Genomic DNA, 20,762 nt, shown 5'->3' on the forward strand with positions numbered 1-20,762 from the left:
CAGCGGGCGGGGCCAACCGCGCGCAAAGTTCCTGAATCAAACAGGGTATTAACACTTCGTTATTTGTCGGCAGTGCCAGTGAGGGGTGAAATCCCGCTGAGTGTTGCTCGGTTTTCTTGCGCTTTGTCCGTCCGGATTTGGGTTTGCCAGGGACGTACAGGTGAGGGCAATAAACTCGGAGCTTCTCATCCGGTGTTCTGGATCCCTCCCTGGCAGGTGTTCGCCTGTCTTGAATTAACAAACTGGTTTCCAAAAAGGAGGAATCATGACAGATCAAATGGTGCTAAAAACACAGCAATGGCTTAATCGCACCTATAGGAGCAAGGCTGGTTTCGGTTCAGTCATAGAGGACGGATATACCGGCTGGGGCACGGTCAACGCTTTGATTCGGGCCCTGCAAATCGAGCTGGGTATTACGACAACGGCGAACAATTTCGGACCGGGAACTATCAGTCGCTTCCAGTCGCGGTGGCCTAACGGCATCCGCCAACAGGATGACGGTGCACAGGAGACTTCTAATGTGTACGGCATTATCCAAGGCGCCTTGTGGTGCAAGGGATATTCTGCCGGTGCCAGCGATATCACGACTCACTTCTATAGCGGAACTGGAAAGGCCATCAAACAGCTTAAGAGCGACATGGGCATTGGTGGAGATTCCACTGTGACGCTCGACGTCATGAAAGCGCTGTTGTCAATGCAGCAATTCGTCCTGCTTCGCTCTTATGGGGGCATTTCAGCGATTCGGCAAGCACAGCAACAAATCAACCAACAGTATCGCGCTTATACCGGAATCATCCCAACCGATGGACTCTACGGTCGGGAAATGAACACTGCTCTGATTCAGGTCTTGCAAGCCATTGAAGGATTTAGCCCTGCGGAAGCCACAGGTAATTTCGGCAATGGCACCAAAGCGCGTCTAACAATAGTTACACCCAGCAATGCGGCAAGTTTACCGAAGTGGGCTTGGCTAGCTCAGGTTGCTCTAGTGTGTAACCGGATTTCTCCCGATATCTATCCTTCTGCACAAACCGCACTGTCAACGTTCGTTCCGCAATTCCAAGCAAAGTATCAGCTCCCACGAAGCGGGGTGGTCGACTCGACTACATGGATGAGCCTGTTGACCTCGAAAGGTGATCCGAATCGCGCCTGCAAAGCATGCGATACACGCTTCGAGATTACGGCTGAGCGACTTAACCTACTTAAGGCGAACGGCTATGAGATCGTAGGACGTTACCTGACTGAGCCGAATCAGGATTCAAAAGATCCGTCTGACTATTTCAAAGCAATTCGCCCCGGAGAACTTGAACGCATCACCAACGGAGGGATGAAGTTCTTCCCGATATTCCAAGAGTATTCCACCGAATTGCGCCACTTCACTCGAGAAAACGGAACTCGCCATGCCACGCTCGCAAGGCAAGCAGCCCAAAGACTTGGCATTCCGGGAACGTATATCTATTTCGCAGTTGATTTCGACGCGACCGACCCTCAGATCACAAGTCATATTCTTCCGTATTTTCAGGGTGTGCGTGGAAGCCTGGGAGGCGGATACAAAGTGGGTATTTACGCATCACGCAATATTTGTAGCCGCATCATTAAAGCCGGCTACGCTGGAAGCGCGTTCGTCTCGGACATGTCTACAGGATTTTCTGGCAACCTCGGCTTCCCTATTCCTGATAGTTGGAACTATGACCAGTTCACTGAAATCAGTGACTACAAGGGTGCTGGTTTTGACCTAGACAGGGTCGCCTATTCAGGACAAGCAGCGGCAGTTGATCATGTTGCTCCTTCGAGTGCCGGTGGCGCTGGGCCCGACACCAGCATTGACTACAACAAGTTGGCTCCGATTGATCTGATCTGGCATTTAGAGAAACGCTTCGAAGAACTTCGTGCCAGTGGCAAGGTTGGAAAAGACTACGTTGCGGGTTCTCATGGTGCGGGAACGCGGATTGCCGTTCCGACTTGGCGTTGCATCCTCAACTATTTAGCAAAAGCCTACCTGCGTGACGGTGGTAGTGGATCTGCGGTGAATTGGTCCGTGTCTGCCGAAAGTTTCAGGAGTGCTGACGCGAGCGTACTCGAGAAGGACGCTGTAGGCAAGAAGATCATCGCTGCCTTGAATCGCTATATTGATAACATGTGGCGGCAATCCATGACCGACAAGACCGGAGAATCGGTTGATCTGGCGCATCTGGCGGCAACAACACTTGGATACACCAACTGGAATGTTATCCCTGATGCGTGGACTGGCTGGGCCGGAGACCTAGCTACTGCCATGGAGAATATTCAGAAAACACTTGAGTGGAATCCCAGTGCGAACCTGGATCAGGTGGCCACAGCTCTAATCGGTCAAGGTAACGATTACCGTCAGCATCCTGGCTTGAAGGGGCTAGTACTTGACAAGAAAAACGACAAGGGAAAATGGGAATCGGTAGGAAACAACTGTAACCGTGACGATCTCTGCTGTGACGGAGATGCCATCGTTATCGCTAACACGCTAGAAAACGGCAACGACTCCAACGCTCATCTTCTGTCAGCAACATTGCGAGAGTACTACAACAATTCCAGCAAACTTGCCAACAGATTCAAGCAGATTGGCTGGAGCTTGGGGGCGAATAATTCCACTGAGGCATATCAGAAAATAAGTGAATATGCCGACTTGGATAGCGCCGTTTTAGGATGGTTCCTGGCTGGATACGTCAAGGAAGAGATTCGTTTGACAGCTTGCCGAAAGCTAGCTGAATTCATCTACCGATAATTGATTTGGTCTTTTCCTTGGTGTGGCGCTTGGGTAAAAACGCTAAACCCAAGCGCTACACCACCAGCAACAAGAGCGCCGATGGCGGGAACGGAAAACTGGCTCAGCAGTTGAGAAAAAGAATCACTATGAACTAACGAGCCGACACCATCGAGTGAAAAGAGAAAAGCTGAGAGTCCGATAAAGGCTCCTGCTGAAAGTTGCAACGCGCGGGCAGATTGAATACCGATGAAATGCTTATTAAAAAGCAGAAGAAGAATCGTGAAACACACATACATGAGTGGCATCAATAAGAAGACCACAAAAAATCTCTGATCCTGATCCTTGCACCGTAGAAAGATGGCGGCGAAAAGCCACGCGCCGACAAAATATGCCAGAGCGGATACAAGAAACACAGATATTTTTTTGATGACCAGTCCCTTCAACTTTTCGCTACACATTTTGATACGGCAACGGCATCAGGAGTTGTATGCCCCAATAAGTTCTCATTCTACAAGAAGGGTTTCCCTGCATTGCTAAGGATAGCGCTGATCGGGCGGATGTTGCGTGAATGCAGGCACGAGGCCTGGTGCGTTGAACCCGACAGTCACGAAAAGGCGCACGGGAGCGCCTATACCAGAGGCTCCCGAGTATCTGTCTGTGGTGTACAGCGTGGTAAGAAGCTACTGGGGGGCGGCTTGGTTATGGGGTTGTTCTGGCGGCTTTCTGGTGAATGCACGGAGCTTTTTGATTGCCCATTCGTAGTGGCTTGATGTGGCTGACACGCAGTAGGAGCCGAGCGAGGTTGTGCCCGTCCACGGGAAATGCGCCTTGGTGAATAACTCCTCGTTGGTGAACTCGCCGATGAGAGCCACTACTGCGGTGTGGCTGTCAGCGAGGTTCTCGCGGATAGCCTCAAGCTCAGTGCCCTGATATTGAGTCCAAATCTCTTGGTTGAGCGTTGGCGTGGTTCGCCACGTGTGAGGAAACGGAAGAAACGGTCGAGGCTGACCCTGGCGGTTGGCGTCGACGAAGCCAAGCAACATGCGCTGCCACTCGTGCAGGTGGGCAAGGACGTCGCGCAGGTTTTTGTCCCGCGCCCAGTGGGCTTCTTTACCGATTTGAGTGATGCTGGGATCAAAATTCGTATGCTGATCGTCGGAACTCATGCCCTCAATGAGGCTGTCCAGTTTCGCATACTGCGCCTCGGCGGCATCCAATAGTTCAGTTTTCGTCTTCGGTCTCGGCACGCCACTAATTGTCTCACAGCAGGAAAGCAGATGAAAACCTATGGCGAAAGACGGAACGAACCGGGGTGGCCGCCGTGTGCGGGCAGGTGCGAAACCCGATCCGCTGAATGCGAAGCTCGCAGCTGGCCGCCCAGCCACGCGGCTTGATGATCCGCTGGGTGAGCCGTTTGACTTTGAAGGCTCAGATATCGGGGATGGTGCGGTGCTTGCTGGTGAGGTGATGCCGGAGCCTGCCGAGTATCTGTCGGAGATTCAGCGTGATGGTAAACCCCTCGGCGCTGACCTCGTCTACCGAGAAACATGGCAATGGCTCGATCAACGTGGCTGTTCCCAGTTCGTCGCACCGCGCTTGATCGAATCCTATGCGCAGGCGTTCGCGCGTTATGTGCAGTGTGAACAGGCGATCTCCAAGTTCGGCTTGCTCGGCAAACACCCAACCACAGGGGCTGCGATCGCATCCCCTTTCGTTGCTATGTCCCAGTCTTTCGGGAAGCAAGCGAACGTGTACTGGTACGAGATTTACGAGATAGTGCGCGCCACCTGCACCAGCGACTACTCAGGTTCGGCGCCGGGTGATGACGTGATGGAGCGCCTGCTGCAAGCCCGCTCCTAACACCCCTTTGATTCTCGTGTGCCTGCCCGAGATGGGTGGGCACTTTTCTATGTCCCGATTCTTTGGAAAGTGAGTGTGTATGTCTGTTACGAAGACTGCTGAGGCCGTGTGTATCGGCCATCCCGATAAGCTCTGTGATTTGATCGCTGACACGATCCTTGACGATATCCTCTACGAGGATCCTGCTGCCCGCGTTGCAGTAGAAGTGATGGCATCTGGCCGCAGGATCATTGTGACTGGCGAGATCACTTCGAAGGTTCGTCCGCGTATTCGTGAGTCGGTGCGTTACGCGCTGGTGAAGGCGGGTTATGTGCCGTGGAAGTTCCTCGTTTTCGTCTGGACACGCCGCCAATCCCCAGACATCAACGCAGGAGTCACCCGATCGCTCGAAGCACGGTTCGGTGACGACACCGAATTCGCCCTCCAAGGAGCAGGTGACCAAGGCACCGTCTTCGGTTACGCCACGGTCGAGACCCCGGAGCGTTTGCCATTGCCGCTTGTGCTCTCACACGAGATTTGCGCCCGCCTCGATAAGGCGCGCAAGGACGGCACGATCACCGGGATCAAGTCCGATGGTAAGGCGCAGGTGACAGTTCGTTACGACGATGTTGGTAGGCCCGTGGCGGTTGAGACGGTGGTGGTGTCGATCCAACACGAGAAGATCAAGGATCTGGATGAGCTTGCAGCTGAGGTCAAAACACTGATCGTCGCACCCGCGTGCAAACCGTACCTGTCGATCAGCGCCGACACCGAGATTCTCGTCAACCCCTCCGGATCTTTTACGGTTGGTGGGCCGAAAGCAGACACGGGTCTGACGGGCCGCAAGCTGATGGTCGACACCTACGGCGGACTCGCGCTCCATGGTGGTGGCGCGTTCTCGGGCAAGGACGCCTCGAAGGTTGACCGTTCGGGTGCCTATATGACGCGCCTGATCGCCCGCACGATCGTCGACGCTCGTCTGGCTCATGAGTGTCAGGTGGCGATCAGTTATGCGATTGGGAAAGCTGATCCGGTCGCCTTCACCATCGACACCCTCGGCACCGGCGAATACTCTGACGAGATCCTCACTGCTGCTGCGCGGGAAGTGTTTCCGCTGCGCCCCGGAGCAATCATCGACGCCTTGAACCTTCGCAAGCCTGGCTTTACACAGTATTCAACCTACGGTCACTTCGGCCATGCCGGTCTGCGCTGGGAGAGCTCGTTCGCTCACGTTAATGCTTTAGGGAAGGCGGTGAAGAAGCATGCTCATGAAAACAATGCCAATAGCTGAGCTGAAGCCCGCTGACTACAACCCTCGTAAAGACCTCCAGCCCGGCGATCCCGAATACGAGAAGCTCAAGCGATCCCTGACCGAGTTTGGCTACGTCGAGCCCGTTATCTGGAACTCCACCACCGGGCATGTCATTGGTGGTCATCAGCGCTTGAAAGTGCTCGAAGACCTCGGCCACACGGACGTGGACGTGATCGTCGTGGAGCTGGATGAGACGCGCGAGAAAGCACTCAACATCGCGCTCAACAAGATCAGCGGCGAATGGGACCAGGACAAACTCTCACTCTTGATTGCCGACCTCGATGCTTCGGATTTCGACGCTGAACTCACCGGTTTCGATGACGCTGAGATCGCGCAGCTTATCGGCTCATTGGATGAGGGTGAGGTGGAGGATGACGAGTTTGACCTCACCGCCGCGTTAGAAGCTGCTACTTTCGTGGAGCGTGGGGATATCTGGACGCTTGGCCGCCACCGACTCGTGTGCGGCGACGCCACCAGCGCCGAGGACGTCGAGTTGTTGATGGATGGTAAGCGTGCGAATCTTGTGTTGACCGATCCGCCATATAACGTCGCCTTCGAATCAGGATCCGGATTGTCCATCAAGAACGACAAGATGGATGGCGATAAGTTCTACGATTTCCTGCTATCAGCGTTTTCGAACATGGTGGGCGTGTGTGAGAAGGGCGCATCCGCGTATGTGTTCCACGCTGACACTGAAGGATTGAACTTCCGTCGCGCTTTTCAAGATGCTGGTTTCTACCTGTCGGGCTGTTGTATTTGGGTTAAAGATTCCCTCGTATTGGGACGTTCCCCGTATCAGTGGCAGCACGAGCCGGTGCTATTCGGGTGGGTGAAGACGGGTAAGCACAAGTGGTACGCCGACCGGAAACAAACCACGATCTGGAACTTCGCCAAGCCCCGCCGCAACGCTAACCACCCCACCTCCAAACCGCTGGATTTGTTGGCGTATCCGATCGGGAACTCCACCCAGGCGAACACGATCGTGCTCGACACCTTCGCAGGCTCAGGCTCCACACTCATGGCAGCTGAGGCAACCGACCGCATCGCCTACTGCATGGAACTCGACGAAAAATACGCCTCCGTGATCCTGCGCCGCTACGCCGACGCCACCGGAGACGCCGCAGGAATCACGTGTCTCCGCGACAGCCAGCAGCTCGCCTACCTGGATGTCGTGAAGGCAGTGGATCGAGGCACCACATGACCGCGTTGACGCTTGGCTCTCTGTTTGACGGGTCGGGCGGCTTCCCACTCGCCGCCCTCAACGTCGGTATCCGCCCCGTCTGGGCGTCCGAGGTGGAGCCGTTTCCGATCCTCGTCACCACCACCCGTCTGCCCGCGGTCACCCACCTCGGCGACGTCAACACTATCGACGGCACCGTGATCGAGCCGGTGGACATCATCTCGTTCGGGTCGCCGTGCCAAGACCTGTCGGTCGCAGGACGGCAGACCGGGCTGGCAGGTTCACGTTCCGGCCTGTTCTTTCAGGCTGTTCGCATCATCAAGGAAATGAGGGAGGCGACTAATGACCAATATCCCCGATTTGCTGTCTGGGAGAACGTGCCGGGAGCCTTCTCCTCCAACCAAGGGGCGGATTTCGCCGCCGTCCTCACGAGCCTCATCCAGGTCGTCGCGCCGTCCGTCCCTGACGTGCCTGTTCCTGACACGCGGTGGGCCGACGCTGGGACCGTCGTGGCAGGCGGATGCTCGGTTGCGTGGCGTGTACTCGATGCGCAACATTTCGGCCTCGCCCAACGACGCCGCCGCATCTACCTTGTCGCAGATTTTGCAGGCCGATCCGCACCCGAGATTCTTTTTGAGCCCGCGAGCCTGCCAAGGAATCCTGAATCGGGCGGCACGCAAGAACAAGACCATGCCCACACCCCTGAAGCAAGCCTTGGAGGCCGTAGCAGCTCGGTGATATTGATGGATCATCATCCGCAGGACTCGAGGTTGACCGTCAACTCCTTGGGGGTGGTGCAGACGCTGACTGCCCGGATGGGCAACTCACCCACCAACGTCCCCATCCTCCTCGACGCCCCAGAGGAACGCAGGGTGTTTGGCCTGAATTCGATCCACCAGTCCCGCAGCGGTGGCGGCCACTACGGCTACGAAGCAGAAGTGTCGAAAACCCTCGACCTGAAAGGCGGAGAGCCGACCTGCAACCAAGGCGGCATGGTCATCTTGGAACCCGTCTATGCCGCATCCAAGGCCGACTATTTCACCCGCACCACCAAGGATCAGGCAGGTGCGCTGCTGGCCACGGATTACACCGACCCGCCCATGGTCGCCAGCTCGTCGCTGCGCCCCAGACGGTTGACGCCGGTCGAGTGCACCCGGTTGCAGGGCTTCCCCGACGACTGGTGCGACCAGCTCGCCATCACCGACCCCACCGATGCCCAGCTCGACTACTGGGTGGACGTGTGGGCCGAATGGAACCGCCTCCGAGGCGTTAGGCCGCGCTCCCGCAAGCAGGTCGCCAGCTGGCTCGCAGACCCGACGTCGGATTCGGCGCAATACAAGTTGTGGGGCAACGGGATCGCTTTGCCCGTGGCTCGCCACGTCCTTGAAAGACTGAAGAATTTTGCTCGCGCAAGGACTGGATAAGCGCTCGCACCTATGGCTGTATGTACATGACCAAACGACCCCCTAACTAGAGGAAAGAGGAGATGGAGGATGGTCATGAGGGTGAGCTTTCTGGCGAAGCGGCTGAAGCCTACGACGTCCTTTACGACGCCATCACCAAGGACAACCAATGAGCATTGAAAACGAGAAAACAGAGCTGACCCAACCCTCCGCTCATGAATCCTCTTCCGGTGATGAGGTTCAGCTTCCGATCGTCCCAGTTGAGTCAGATGCCACGCCCTCACCACCAGCAGAGACCATCGAAGCCCAAGAACTCCCAGCGCCCAAGGCGGCGTCCTTCGACTTGAGCCTGCCAATTCTCGAGGTCCTCACCGACCCGACCATGTAGCCCAGTACTACACCAATTTTTAGATGCCTTCACCCCAGATGGGTGTGGGCAATTTTTTATGCCCACGAAAGGAATCATTCCCATGTCTCTTCACGCCATCTGGCACGCCATCCAAACCGGGATCGCTGGTATTGGTGCCTGGCTCGCCGCTTATCTTGGAGGCCTCGACGGCCTCGTCTATGCGCTGATCGTCTTCGCTATCGCCGACTACATCACCGGGGTGCTGGCCGCCATCAACGAGCGCCGCCTCTCCAGCGCAGTTGGTTTCAGGGGTATCAGCCGAAAGATCCTCATCTTCACCCTCGTCGGCCTCGCCCATTTGATCGACGTCCACATCCTCGGAGCACCCGGAGTCCTACGCGCGGCGGTCATCTTCTTCTACCTATCCAACGAAGGCATCTCCCTCGTAGAGAACGCCACCCGATTGGGTCTGCCTGTCCCGGCGCAGATGCGCGGGGCGCTCGATGCGATCGCCAATCGCGCCGAAACCAGACCCTCACTCACCGAACCACCAACCACTGAAAAGGAGATTCACTGATGAAGAATTGGAACACGCTTGAGGCCGACATCGACCTCATCATGAACACACACTACACACCCGGCCGCAACGGCAGGCGGATCGATAAGGTCATCATCCACCACAACGCCGGAAACCTCACCATCAGGGGCTGCTACGACGTGTGGCAGTCCCGTCCTGCATCCGCCCACTACCAAGTCCAAACCGATGGCACAATCGGCCAGCTCGTATGGGACCGCGACACCGCTTGGCATGCAGGCAACTTTGCCGCCAACACCACCAGTATCGGCATCGAACACGCCGACGTGTCCTCGAACCCGTGGGCGGTATCCGAAGCCTGCCTGGATAACGGTGCACACCTCGTCGCGGCCGTTTGCAAGTTCTACGGCCTTGGCCGCCCGGCGTGGGGCAAGAACGTGTTCGGGCACAAAGACTTCATCCCAACCGCCTGCCCAGCCTCATTGGCTGGCTCCCAGCACACCGCCTACATGGCTCGCGCCCAGTCTTGGTATGACCAAATGACCGGCAACACCCCAGCACCAGCACCAGCACCTGCTCCTGCAACGCCGAACATCGACACCCTCGCCGACGCGGTGATTCGCGGCGAGTACGGGAACGGGGAGGAGCGTAAGCTCCGCCTCGGAGCCAACTACGCGGCTGTCCAACAGCGAGTGAACGAGAAGCTTTCCGGCAACGCATCCGCCCCGAAGCCAGCAGGGCCCAACATCGACGCATTGGCTGATGCAGTGATTCGCGGTGATTACGGCAATGGGGAGGAGCGCAAGCTCCGCCTCGGAGCCAACTACGCCGCCGTGCAAGCTCGCGTAAATGAGAAGCTCGCGGGCCGTGCACCTGCCGCCAAGCCTGCGGGTCCCAACATTGATGCTCTTGCCGACACCGTGATCCGTGGCGAGTACGGCAACGGTGAAGATCGTAAGCGCCGCCTCGGAAATCTCTACAGCGCTGTCCAGGCGCGAGTCAACGCCAAGCTCGGCTACTAACAGCTAGAGGTCAACGAACTTAGCCCCGTCACCACTGTGACTTCCCAGATTCTCGGGGAGCCGGTGGTGGCGGGGCTTTTCATCATTCTTGAGGTTTTCTTACCCGTCCGGATTCGCAGGTGCCCGAGGGCGTATGGGCAGAAGGCCCACACGCGACCTCCGGCGAAGGGTTAACTCGGCACGCATTCGTGGCCTTCTACGGAGAGGAGGCCAGTGATGGCGTTAGATGAGAGAGAAAAACAAGCAGCCAGGCGCATGCGCTTGGGCGGGCTTGGTGGGTATAAGGCGATCGCTGCACGTCTTGCGGTCAGCCGCGATCAGATCCGCGCCTATGTCACCCGCACAGGTATCGAACCAACAGCGAAAGCTGACCCTGATGGGCGGTGGTGCCGCTGGTGCGGAATCAAACTGTCGCAACGCGCGGATGGGAAGAAACCATCATTTTGCTGTAGCGAGCATCGGCGGGCGTTCTGGCATACCCACCCAGAAGCAGGCACCCGCAAAGCCTTCTATGAGTTCACGTGCGCAAACTGTGACATGCCTTTTCAAGCGTATGGGAATGCGGGGCGTAAGTACTGCTGCCATGCCTGCTACATCCGCCACCGGTTCGGCACCAAGGGTGGCAGTCGATGACCAAGGGCGTGTTTGATGCCGAGGTTGATCTAGCCAGGGTTGTGGGGTTCATTGATCGGCTCACTGACACTGGTGCACTGACGGACAGTGAAGCCCGCGTGGTGTTGACTCGTGTGGCGGGGGAGTTTCCTGCTGTTGTTGGTGGGCTGATTTTGCGGGTTCGACTGGATAAAACGCGGGTTTAGAGCGTAGATGGATACAACCAGCTGAACCCCTTATTTATTAGGGGAAACGAGCAGTGTAAGGAGATTGAGATACGTGGGTGAGATGAGGGTGATCCCGGCGAGACCAGCACGGCCGCAGCGGTTGAGGGTAGCGGCCTACGCGCGGGTGTCCACTGAGCACGAACGGCAATTGTCGTCGATCGCCGCCCAGGTATCGTACTACTCCCATCTGATTCAATCCACCCCTGGGTGGGACTATGTCGGGGTATTTATCGACGAAGGTATTACCGGCACCTCCACCAAGCATCGCGATGGATTCAAACACCTCATGGACACCGCTAAGGCAGGCGGCATTGACGTTATTTTGACGAAGTCGATCTCTCGCCTTGCCCGCAACACTGTCGACCTGCTCGCTACGGTCCGTGAGCTCAAAGATCTTGGTGTGGCGGTGCGTTTCGAGCGTGAACAGATCGACACCCTCAGCGCTGACGGGGAACTCCTACTGACCTTGTTGGCGTCGTTTGCTCAAGAAGAATCCCGTTCACTATCCCAGAACGTCAAATGGGCGATCCGCAACCGGTACAAGAATGGTGGCACAAATTCTTTCGTCGTCTACGGCTATAGCTGGGCAAACGGCGAGTTCACCATCATTGACGAAGAAGCCAAGATTGTGCGCTTACTGTTTGCTAATTATCTCGATGGGATCAGCCCGGAGAAAACCGCGACGATGCTCAATGCTGGAGGTAAACGCTCTCGGGGAGGGCGACGGTTCTACGGGTCCGTGTTTCGTCGCATGCTCGAAAATGAGCGGTACAAGGGCTGCCAAATGCTGCAGAAAATGTACCGCCCCACAATCCAAGCACCCACACGTGCCCTCAACGACGGGGAGCTGCCGCGATACTGGGTCGAGCAAGCCCTCCCACCAATCATTGATGAGGCGATGTTTGACGCGGTGCAAGCAGAAATCGCGCACAGGCGTGAGGTGGGCCCGGCGGCGACCCCGTCAAAGAACACGGGCGTATTCACTGGACGAATCTGTTGTGGTGCGTGTGGGAAGAGCTATCAACGCAAAACCCGCACCTACAAGTCTGGAACCTCATACAAGTTCTGGCGCTGCTGGAGTGCCTGCACCGGGAACGGCAACCCCTGCGGCGGACATAATCTACGCGAAAGCCTCCTCGAACACGCCTGCGCATACATGCTCGGCACCCAGGGTTTCGACCCCGTCCAGGTTGGCGAGCAGATCGTGATGATCGAGGCCTTCGAGCATCAGCTCACCTTCCACCTCGCGGATGGAACCATGACACCAGTGGGGTTAACCAGTGAGGGGAGGTTGGCATGAGTCGCACCGTCACAGCGATACCCGCAACAAAGAAATTTGGGAATGTCACAACCCCGTCTGGGGTACCAGCGCGCAGAAGGGTCGCCGCCTACGCTCGCGTCTCTACCGAGATGGAAGAACAAACCTCCTCGTATGAGGCCCAAATCGACTACTACACCACCTACATTCGCTCCCGTAATGATTGGCAGTTCGCGGGCATGTATTCCGATGAGGGCATCTCTGGCACTTCTATGAAACGCCGTGAAGGATTCCAAACCATGATCGATGACGCTCTGGCAGGCAAAATCGACCTGATCCTCACCAAGAGTGTGTCCCGGTTTGCTCGCAACACCGTCGACTCGCTCACTACCGTGCGCAAGCTCAAGGATGCAGGCGTCGAGGTCTATTTTCAGAAGGAAAATATTTACACCTTTGACGCCAAAGGCGAATTACTCATCACGATCATGTCGAGTCTGGCGCAAGAAGAATCCCGCTCAATTTCCGAGAACGTCACCTGGGGCCACCGTAAACGCTTCGCCGACGGGAAAATCATGGTTCCCTACGCTTCACTGTTGGGCTACAAGAAAGGCGAGGAGGGAAACCTCGCCATCGACGAAACCCAAGCCCCGATCGTGCGGCGCATTTACGCCCGCTTCCTAGAAGGCGCAACCCCTCAAACCATCGCCAAAGAACTCACCGCTGATCAGATTCCTACACCGCGTGGCAAACAAATCTGGTCGCCCTCGACTGTGCGATCGATCCTGACCAACGAGAAATACAAAGGCGACGCGCTGCTCCAAAAGAGCTTCACTACCGACTTCCTGACCAAAACCATGAAAGTCAACGAAGGCGAAGTACCCCAGTACTACGTCACCGGCAACCACGAACCCATCATCACCCCAGCCACCTGGGACGTGGTCCAAACAGAACTCGCCCGCCGCGCAGGCAAAGGCACCTCTAATACCCACCCCTTTGCCAACAAGATCACCTGTAGCGAGTGTAGTGGCTCATTCGGGAGGAAAGTGTGGCACTCCACCAGCAAATACCGCCGCTATATCTGGCGCTGCAACAACAAATACAAGAAAATTCATCGTTGCGCGACACCCCACGTCACCGAGGAGCAGATCAAAAACGCCTTCGTCGCCGCCCTGGCTGAGCGCGTCACCAACACTGACGTTCTCGATGACACCATGTGCCTGCTCGACGAAACCGTCTACGACACCCGCGAGTTGGAAACTCAGCAGGCCACGCTAGGGGAGCGGATCGAAGAAACGATCACGCTGATGAACCAACTCATCACCACCGCAGCAGCCACAGCCCACGACCCCGACGACTACGACCGCCGCTACCACCAGCTCGAAACCCGACACCGCCAACTCGAGACCGAGCACCAGCACATCACCGACAAGATCGACGATCTGCGCCACCGCCGAGCACAAGCCATCAAAGTCCACTTCTACCTCGCCACCCTGCCACCACTCGCATACAGCGACCAAGCATGGAACACCCTCGTCGACCACGCCATTATCAACGCTAATGGAGCCATCAGCGTCATCTTCAAAGACGAATAATCGGCCAGCTAACTCGCTCACAGCAATAAAAACCAGCAATTCTACCCCCGTCTTTGGAAAACACCCCCTACCGAATGAATCTGCCCCCAAGCCAGTCTTGTATCAAAATGAACGTCTAAGTCTCTTGTAGCCGGCCACAAGGTTGTTCCCTTGTGGTCGGTTTTAGTGCTAATGCCCGAATTGTGGGGCTATAGGCGCAAACGTGGTGCTTTAGATGGCGTGTCGGTTTTAGTGTCGGGCCGGGAATTGAAATGGGCCCACTGTGCCGCGGTGTGGCACTGGGGATCCCGTCGCCCGCTCAAATATTTAGATCGACTAGACGTAAAAATTTAGCTAATAGGGCATACGGAACATGCTCCTAAAGAATTTTCCATAATGTGACATTTGTCACTCATTTCTTGCGATGATATCAGCATTTTTCCTATTAAAACGCCATTTTTTCTACAGAAACCGCTTAGGATGCAACCATAACAGCGTGCATCTACCAAGAAAGGCGAATGTATAATGTTGCCCACTTTTCGCAAATCATTAATAGTCGCTATATCGACGAGCGCTCTCATACTCACTGGCGGAATAGCAACCGCTCAAGCTTCCGCTGCGGATTCCGCCACTTACCCCGTCAGGATAAGCAAAGTAGCGGAAGATAATACTTCTTCTGAGCTCAAAGATGCACACTTAAGCCTCTCAATTCCGGGAGGCGATCCACAAACCTGGACATCATCAACAAGCCCGCATGAAGTAAAGCTTGCTCCTGGTACATATACGCTTACCGAAACTTCTGCACCGAAGGACTATGATGTAGCAGAGCCGATCAGCTTTACCGTAACAGATAAAGGCACAATCGAAGCCCCGTCAACAGTTTTGAGCTTTTCTCCGGTAGACGCAACTCCAGTAAGAGCCTATAACGATTTCAATGACGAAACTCCTCATTGGGGACAGAATCCTTACGGCAAAAACTACTATGTTGATCGGGATACTAAAAACGAGTCTGCCGCAGGAGACGAGGTCATTTATTGCTTCAATATGGATCTGAACCAACCACCGGACTCTTATAACTATGGTGAAAACATCGACCCAGATGTGACTGGGAAAGAAGTCAATTTCACAGCACGCTATGTTTTCGATGGCTTGGCTCAGTATGCCAATACTCCCAAGGTGCAAGATCCAGCTACTCTTGCTCTTAAAATTCGTAAGGTCATCGAGGCCGGCTATCCAAATAACAAGAAAACTTTTGGCACTGGGCTGACTTCCACCGAGTTCCGCGCAGCTACTCAGCTTGCTGTCTACTACTGGTCAGACTCTTTCACCTTAGAGAAAATCCGCGAAATAGTAGCTAAAGATGGCGTAGATTCCCAGAAAACTCACGGTTTCGGAAGAATTGATACTCCTGAGGGAGCAAAAGTTAAAGCAGCATACGAGAAAATCATTGCCTATGCTGAGGATTCAAATTCAGATAGCGACATTGTTGATAAAAACATCGGCGTTTACATCCCAAACCTTTCGAATTACCAGCGTTTCATTAGCTCCAAGGACACCCCGCAAGAGCGCATTCCAGTTATCGCGATGGTAGATAAAAAGACCGTAGCGCCAGACACCCCGCAGCCAAAGGCGGATGTTAAGGAGTCGCCGGCGAAGAATCCGCAGTCTGATTGCAAGAAGAAGCAGGTCACTGAGACCTTCACTGTGACGACCACGCCATACAAGTGGGATACCGCCAGCAAGACGTGGGTTCTCGATACTGACAAGGCCACCACAGAAGACGTAAATCGTACTCGCGAGATGACCGATGCTGAACTCCAAACCTGTACCCCGCAGCCAAAGGCGGATGTTAAGGAGTCGCCGGCGAAGAATCCGCAGTCTGATTGCAAGAAGAAGCAGGTCACTGAGACCTTCACTGTGACGACCACGCCATACAAGTGGGATACCGCCAGCAAGACGTGGGTTCTCGATACTGACAAGGCCACCACAGAAGACGTAAATCGTACTCGCGAGATGACCGATGCTGAACTCCAAACCTGTACCCCGCAGCCAAAGGCGCAGGCCAAGGAACGTTCGCTTGCGTTAACAGGCCTATCTAGCAGCAATCTTCTCGGGATTGGAGCCGCTATGTTCGCAGTAGGAGTTATTGGACTATCTACTCGAAAGCGCTCAAAGGAGTAACTTCCTAGCTAGTTGAAAAGGAACGGAGCCAAGAATATGACAAAATCTTATTCTTGGCTCCGTTCCTATACTCACCAGCCGATTGTTCCTCCGACCCCTCCGGCTTCACCGAAGACGAAGTTGTCGAAGGCCGGTGCTTCCGGAATCCTGACACTGCTGGCCCTCGGTGGCCTGATGACAGCAGATGGAGCTCTTCTGGTGACACGTCGCAAGAAGAACCTCATGCGACCCATTTGATTACAAGGACCTAGTCCTGATCACACAATGGTGCGCCGTCGAATCTCACCGGTTCGGTGGCGCGTCATTATGTATACCCGCACATGAGCCTCGTCCCCCATGATCAGCACTGTTTACGCCTAGGCTGAAAGACAAAAACACCAACCACACAGCCAAAAGGCGAATACTGAAAAAAGGGGAAGCGCGATACCCAACGTGGAACTCAAACCACCTGAGGTGGATGCATCGCCCCTAGCCCCGCACTGCGTTGACGGAGCGAAGGTAGAGATTCTGACCTTGCGCGCAGTCCCTCTTGGAGGCTTGTGCGCAATGACTGTCGCACGCACGCTACTCCAACGCCGGTCCCTCATTGGCGCGTGGTGCTTTGTTGACCATTACGGTCCCGACAGGGTCTTAGACGTTGGCGGCATGGGCGTTGCTCCGGAGTTCCCGCGCGTCACTATCAAACCGCGCCTCAACGTCGAGCCCGTCGCTCGGTTAGACGTGCGGGCCTGATCAGCGTCTCAAAGCCGAGCCTTCCAAACATTCATCGGGTCGGGCGTTTCGATCTGCAGTCGGGTGGTCAGCCAAGATGTTCCCAATCGTCTGCGTGAACCCAGCCGTTATCTGCGATCCAAGCTCATCACGTTACCGGCTGCACTTAGTGCGACGGTTTTGGGTGTTTGAGCCTGGATGTGTCGCGTGGGGTGTACTTGGTGCGGTCGTGGGGGTGGTTCTAGGTCAGTAAACTTAGAATGATATTGTCTTATTTCTCGGGCATTAGCCCGAATATCGCATTATCGAAAGTGCTTTTACAGCAAGCGCCTAAAACTGAATTTTGCTCTGTTGCCAGAGCGGGTCTAGTGGCATCCGAAGCGCGTCTAAGGCCTTGGAGTACACGCCTCCAAGGCCTTAGAGTCAGCGATTTAAAAGGGAAAAATCCCCACGGATTTAACCGTCAATTTGCGGAGACACGTCAACAAATTCGGTTATAGGCGCCGCCTGCTCACGTACCTTTTGCGCTTCGGCTTCGCTAACTATAGCCTCTGCCTTTTCTTCGGCATCACACCGCGCCTTGTAGTTTTCTATCTCATGCGCCTTGGCCGCCTCGTCCCAGCCAAGAATATCCGCAGCTATTGTCGCAACCTCGTCAATAACAGCCAATCCGCGATCCCGATGCTCGTAAGAGAGTCTGGTGCGGCGCGCCAGTAAGTCTTCCACATGCAAAGCGCCCTCATGCAAAACACCAAACGCTATTTCTGCACGCAGATACTCTTCAGCGCCCTTAAGCTCCTTCCCTAAAGAAGGATCCTTCTCAATCATTTTGAAAATCAGCTTGATATCACTTCCGTACCTGTTTAACAGATCTTCTACGTGATCCACGCTCAAACCGTTTTTCTTTGCCAGCGCCTCACGCTGTTCCCACATAGCTTCATAGTCAACAGCTCCAGAAAGCGGAGTGCTTCTGGTAACGCACGGCATTTGCTTAGCCAGCTCCTTACCCAAGGCAAAATCAACAGCATCTTCAGCCATCTGCCTGTAACTCGTAAGCTTCCCACCTGCTATAACAGTGAGCCCCGGAGCAGCTTCGGTAACTGTGTGCTCCCTGGAAACCTTGGTTGACTTAGCCTTATCTCCGTCCAAAGTTCCTGGCTGCAACAAAGGCCGTAGCCCAGCGAAAGCCCCAATGATGTCATCACGTGTTAGCGGGTTAGCCAGCACCGAGTTCGCATGTTCAAGCAGATAATCAATATCCTCAGAATCAGGTACCGGTTCCAACCTGTTTTCATGGTATTTGGTATCAGTAGTTCCTATAACCCAATAACGCTTCCACGGGATTATAAACAACACAGACTTCTCTGTGCGCAAGAATAAACCAACTTTGGAATCAATCTTTTCCTTCGGCACAACAATATGAATGCCCTTGGAGGCCAAAACTTTCAAGCCACCCGTAGAACCGGAAAGAGACTGTGTTTTCTCAGTCCAAACTCCCGTTGCGTTAATGATGGATTTTGCCTTAACCACATGTTCAGCGCCTGTTTCCATATCACGAAGTTTGGCGCCAACCACCTTGTTTCCATCCTTGAGCATTTCAACAACCTGGGTACGATTCGCAGCCAAAGCGCCAAACTGAGCGGCCGTGCGAACCAGATTCACCACCAGACGGGCGTCATCCACCCTGGCATCGTAGTAAACCAAAGAGCCAATAAGTGCGTCTTTTTTCAACGCGGGCGCAAGCTCCAATGACCCTTTCTTCGAGTAGTGCTTTTGAATGGGCACTGAACCCCTATGTGCAAACTGTGCGATGGCGTCATACATTCCCACCCCAACAGCCGAATAAGCCCGCTCTATTACGCGCATTTTTATGGGCCACAAAAAAGGCTGTGCTTTCACCAAATGTGGAGCCGTGTGGGTAAGTAATAAGCCACGTTCCCTCAAAGACTCAGCAACCAAGGCAAAATTAAGTTGATAAAGGTATCGCAGACCACCGTGCACCAGCTTTGAAGATCGCGACGAAGTGCCGGAGGCCCAGTCTTGCGCCTCGACTATACCGACTCGTAAACCACGGCTTGCAGCATCCAGTGCGATCCCCGCTCCCGTAACACCTCCGCCAATCACTAAAACATCAAGCGGCTTTTCCTCCATGTTGCGTAGCGCCTCTTCGCGCTTGCTTGGCGATAACTGCGTTGTGAACATCGTAGCTCCAGTCGTATTAGTTGATTTAGGGCAACCCAATCAGCCCCTAAGGTTAGACTAACCTAAGTGAGCACTAATGGTCATCACGCTTGAACATTTTTTCACCGGCCTCTCGCCTTAGGGCATAAAATCACGTATTTACCCGTGAAAAATAACCCGGACTTAAAATAAGTAGAAAGAATTGTGTCCTTTGAAAACTCCCCAGGTCCGCTAAAAGCCCTAAAACAGTAAAGGGGCAATCAAAACAGGCCCTAATGCGCGGAAGGAAACATAAAATGGGGGTGGCGGTTATTAATCGAACCCCCGACAAGCTTTCGTTGGCCAATCACAGATGCGGCCAAAAGGAAGTATCAATTCTACTTAAGGGCAATGTAACCTCGCTGTGCGGCCTTTATTAAACGCCGTTCTGCGAGGGTGGACTGTGTGAGAAAACATCTAGCGGCACGGAATCCGGTAGCTACCACAGTCCTGACATCTTCCGAAGCGGGCATCAGTACTTCGTTGACATCCAGTGTTGCCCTGGTGAGTGTGGCTGCTGCCTCGACCTAGAGACCATCGACGTCGAGGGTTAGTCTGCCGGATTTAAATCCTTCAGTTGCCATGATGTTTCCTCTTCGTCCATACGCAATAGGCTGGGCTTAGGCTTCGGTATAGGCTGCGGATTCCTGGGAGAAGCCTGCGTGCTGTGAAGAGCGATAGCTAGTTCATTGGTGGTGACGTATTTGATGTAGTCGTACCAGTTGTTTGGAAAGCTCTGGATGCGGTGGATTTTCTTGTGTTTATTGGAAAATCGCAGGAAATAGAGGGAGAGGCTGAAAGGCTCTGTTCTTAGCTGGATGACTTGCGATTTTGGGAAATATTTTATGCGTATTGATGATTTCTCTTGTTCTCGGGTTCGCTAGGCGTTTTCGCGAGGCAAGATCGCTATCTCTAAACCGGCGAGTACGACTTCTATGATGATTTCAAAGTATTCCTGACTCATGCGGTCTTCGTTTTTCGGGTTGGCTAGCGGAATTAAGTAGCCCTGGATTATGTCGGTCAGCGTTGTGGAGCAGGCAGCTAGGGGCTGAAGTTGGGTAATCATTTGGCCTAGGTCGTGGCGCTGTTCCTGTTTGGTTGGGCTGCGCAAGTTGCGAGCAGTGATGCTCCACAGCGTCGTGTTGATGATAATTGAGTATGTGATGTGAATGTACTTGTTAAAACCAGCGTCCCGTAGTTTTTCGTAAGCCGCCTCCAAGATTGGTATAAACGCGGCGTCCATATGTCCATACATCAGTTTGTCGGTGACTCCGGGGAATTCAAGAAAGACGGGCCTGACATTTTCTGCTAGGGAGATGAACCAATCTTTCCATTCCAGCTGCTCGTCCGGTAGCTCGATGGTGCTAGTGATTTCGCCGATTACAGAAGCGGTAATGGCGTCACGGTTTTGGTAATGGTGGTAGATGACAGAGGGAACTACTCCCAGACGCTGCGCAAGGTCACGAATCGACCATTTTTCTAGACCGCACTCTCGGGTCAGTTCCATTGCGGTGTACGTGATCTTTTCCTGCGTCAGCCAGGCGCGTCTACCCGTGTTTACCCGCTTGTCTTTATTTCCCACGAAAACAGCATACCCTCAACCTC

At 54.5% G+C, this 20,762-nt stretch carries 19 protein-coding genes; 15 read left to right on the forward strand and 4 right to left on the reverse strand.

Features of this window, described 5'->3' with window-relative positions:
• Window positions 1-265: 265 nt before the first annotated feature.
• Entirely contained in the window at window positions 266-2,755 is a 2,490-nt protein-coding gene (locus QP442_RS03050; protein ID WP_285069579.1) for a glycoside hydrolase domain-containing protein, read from the forward strand.
• On the opposite strand, the gene QP442_RS03055 is transcribed toward QP442_RS03050, so the two are convergent.
• Window positions 2,746-3,150 carry a hypothetical protein gene (locus QP442_RS03055; protein ID WP_226998112.1) on the reverse strand — a complete coding sequence of 135 codons (405 nt, stop codon included), beginning with the start codon at window positions 3,148-3,150 and terminating at the stop codon, window positions 2,746-2,748. The genes QP442_RS03050 and QP442_RS03055 overlap by 10 nt on opposite strands.
• 267 nt (window positions 3,151-3,417) lie before the next feature.
• Window positions 3,418-3,954 carry a ClbS/DfsB family four-helix bundle protein gene (locus tag QP442_RS03060; protein WP_240923141.1) on the reverse strand — a complete coding sequence of 179 codons (537 nt, stop codon included), beginning with the start codon at window positions 3,952-3,954 and terminating at the stop codon, window positions 3,418-3,420.
• A 70-nt stretch (window positions 3,955-4,024) separates the two neighbouring features.
• Between QP442_RS03060 and QP442_RS03065 the strand changes: the two genes are divergently transcribed.
• The 14 genes from QP442_RS03065 to QP442_RS03130 all read left to right on the forward strand — a co-directional run bounded on the left by QP442_RS03065 (window position 4,025) and on the right by QP442_RS03130 (window position 16,958).
• Window positions 4,025-4,597: a P27 family phage terminase small subunit gene (locus QP442_RS03065; RefSeq protein ID WP_004007621.1), complete on the forward strand. Its 573-nt coding sequence runs from the start codon at window positions 4,025-4,027 to the stop codon at window positions 4,595-4,597.
• 79 nt (window positions 4,598-4,676) lie between these two features.
• Window positions 4,677-5,867 carry a methionine adenosyltransferase gene (gene metK, locus QP442_RS03070; RefSeq protein ID WP_103632978.1) on the forward strand — a complete coding sequence of 397 codons (1,191 nt, stop codon included), beginning with the start codon at window positions 4,677-4,679 and terminating at the stop codon, window positions 5,865-5,867.
• Entirely contained in the window at window positions 5,839-7,089 is a 1,251-nt protein-coding gene (locus QP442_RS03075; protein WP_006680352.1) for a site-specific DNA-methyltransferase, read from the forward strand. Before metK ends, QP442_RS03075 begins: the two co-directional genes overlap by 29 nt.
• A complete protein-coding gene (locus tag QP442_RS03080) occupies window positions 7,086-8,492 on the forward strand; it encodes a DNA cytosine methyltransferase (RefSeq protein WP_006680351.1) in 1,407 nt (468 codons plus the stop codon). The genes QP442_RS03075 and QP442_RS03080 overlap by 4 nt, the downstream gene beginning before the upstream one ends.
• A gap of 148 nt (window positions 8,493-8,640) precedes the next feature.
• Window positions 8,641-8,859: a hypothetical protein gene (locus QP442_RS03085; RefSeq protein WP_004007216.1), complete on the forward strand. Its 219-nt coding sequence runs from the start codon at window positions 8,641-8,643 to the stop codon at window positions 8,857-8,859.
• Window positions 8,860-8,941: 82 nt separating this feature from the next.
• Complete coding sequence (locus QP442_RS03090; RefSeq protein WP_006680349.1) at window positions 8,942-9,397, forward strand: phage holin family protein; 456 nt, start codon at window positions 8,942-8,944, stop codon at window positions 9,395-9,397.
• A complete protein-coding gene (locus QP442_RS03095; RefSeq protein ID WP_006680348.1) occupies window positions 9,397-10,377 on the forward strand; it encodes an N-acetylmuramoyl-L-alanine amidase in 981 nt (326 codons plus the stop codon). Before QP442_RS03090 ends, QP442_RS03095 begins: the two co-directional genes overlap by 1 nt.
• Before the next feature lie 216 nt (window positions 10,378-10,593).
• Entirely contained in the window at window positions 10,594-11,010 is a 417-nt protein-coding gene (locus QP442_RS03100) for an RNA polymerase subunit sigma-70 (RefSeq protein ID WP_103632979.1), read from the forward strand.
• On the forward strand, window positions 11,007-11,195 hold the full coding sequence (locus QP442_RS03105; protein WP_006680346.1) for a hypothetical protein: 189 nt from the start codon (window positions 11,007-11,009) through the stop codon (window positions 11,193-11,195). Before QP442_RS03100 ends, QP442_RS03105 begins: the two co-directional genes overlap by 4 nt.
• 82 nt (window positions 11,196-11,277) lie before the next feature.
• Window positions 11,278-12,516 (forward strand): recombinase family protein, encoded by a 1,239-nt coding sequence (locus QP442_RS03110; RefSeq protein WP_040318399.1) that lies wholly within the window; start codon window positions 11,278-11,280, stop codon window positions 12,514-12,516.
• Complete coding sequence (locus QP442_RS03115) at window positions 12,513-14,066, forward strand: recombinase family protein (protein WP_006680344.1); 1,554 nt, start codon at window positions 12,513-12,515, stop codon at window positions 14,064-14,066. The genes QP442_RS03110 and QP442_RS03115 overlap by 4 nt, the downstream gene beginning before the upstream one ends.
• Before the next feature lie 504 nt (window positions 14,067-14,570).
• Window positions 14,571-16,226: a Cys-Gln thioester bond-forming surface protein gene (locus QP442_RS03120; RefSeq protein WP_285069580.1), complete on the forward strand. Its 1,656-nt coding sequence runs from the start codon at window positions 14,571-14,573 to the stop codon at window positions 16,224-16,226.
• A 36-nt stretch (window positions 16,227-16,262) separates the two neighbouring features.
• Window positions 16,263-16,463, forward strand: a complete 201-nt coding sequence (locus QP442_RS03125) for an LPXTG cell wall anchor domain-containing protein (protein WP_006680342.1) — start codon at window positions 16,263-16,265, stop codon at window positions 16,461-16,463.
• A 195-nt stretch (window positions 16,464-16,658) separates the two neighbouring features.
• Complete coding sequence (locus QP442_RS03130; RefSeq protein WP_040318328.1) at window positions 16,659-16,958, forward strand: hypothetical protein; 300 nt, start codon at window positions 16,659-16,661, stop codon at window positions 16,956-16,958.
• Between the two features lie 435 nt (window positions 16,959-17,393).
• Here the strand turns inward: QP442_RS03130 and QP442_RS03135 are convergent, their stop codons facing one another.
• Together QP442_RS03135 and QP442_RS03145 are read right to left on the reverse strand one after the other, a co-directional pair.
• Entirely contained in the window at window positions 17,394-19,139 is a 1,746-nt protein-coding gene (locus QP442_RS03135; protein ID WP_103632982.1) for a glycerol-3-phosphate dehydrogenase/oxidase, read from the reverse strand.
• Window positions 19,140-20,037: 898 nt separating this feature from the next.
• Entirely contained in the window at window positions 20,038-20,739 is a 702-nt protein-coding gene (locus QP442_RS03145) for a TetR/AcrR family transcriptional regulator (RefSeq protein WP_006680338.1), read from the reverse strand.
• Window positions 20,740-20,762 lie beyond the last annotated feature (23 nt).

The sequence above is a fragment of the Pauljensenia sp. UMB1177 genome, assembly GCF_030217965.1.
In the GTDB taxonomy this organism is placed as follows: Bacteria; Actinomycetota; Actinomycetes; order Actinomycetales; family Actinomycetaceae; genus Pauljensenia; species Pauljensenia turicensis_A.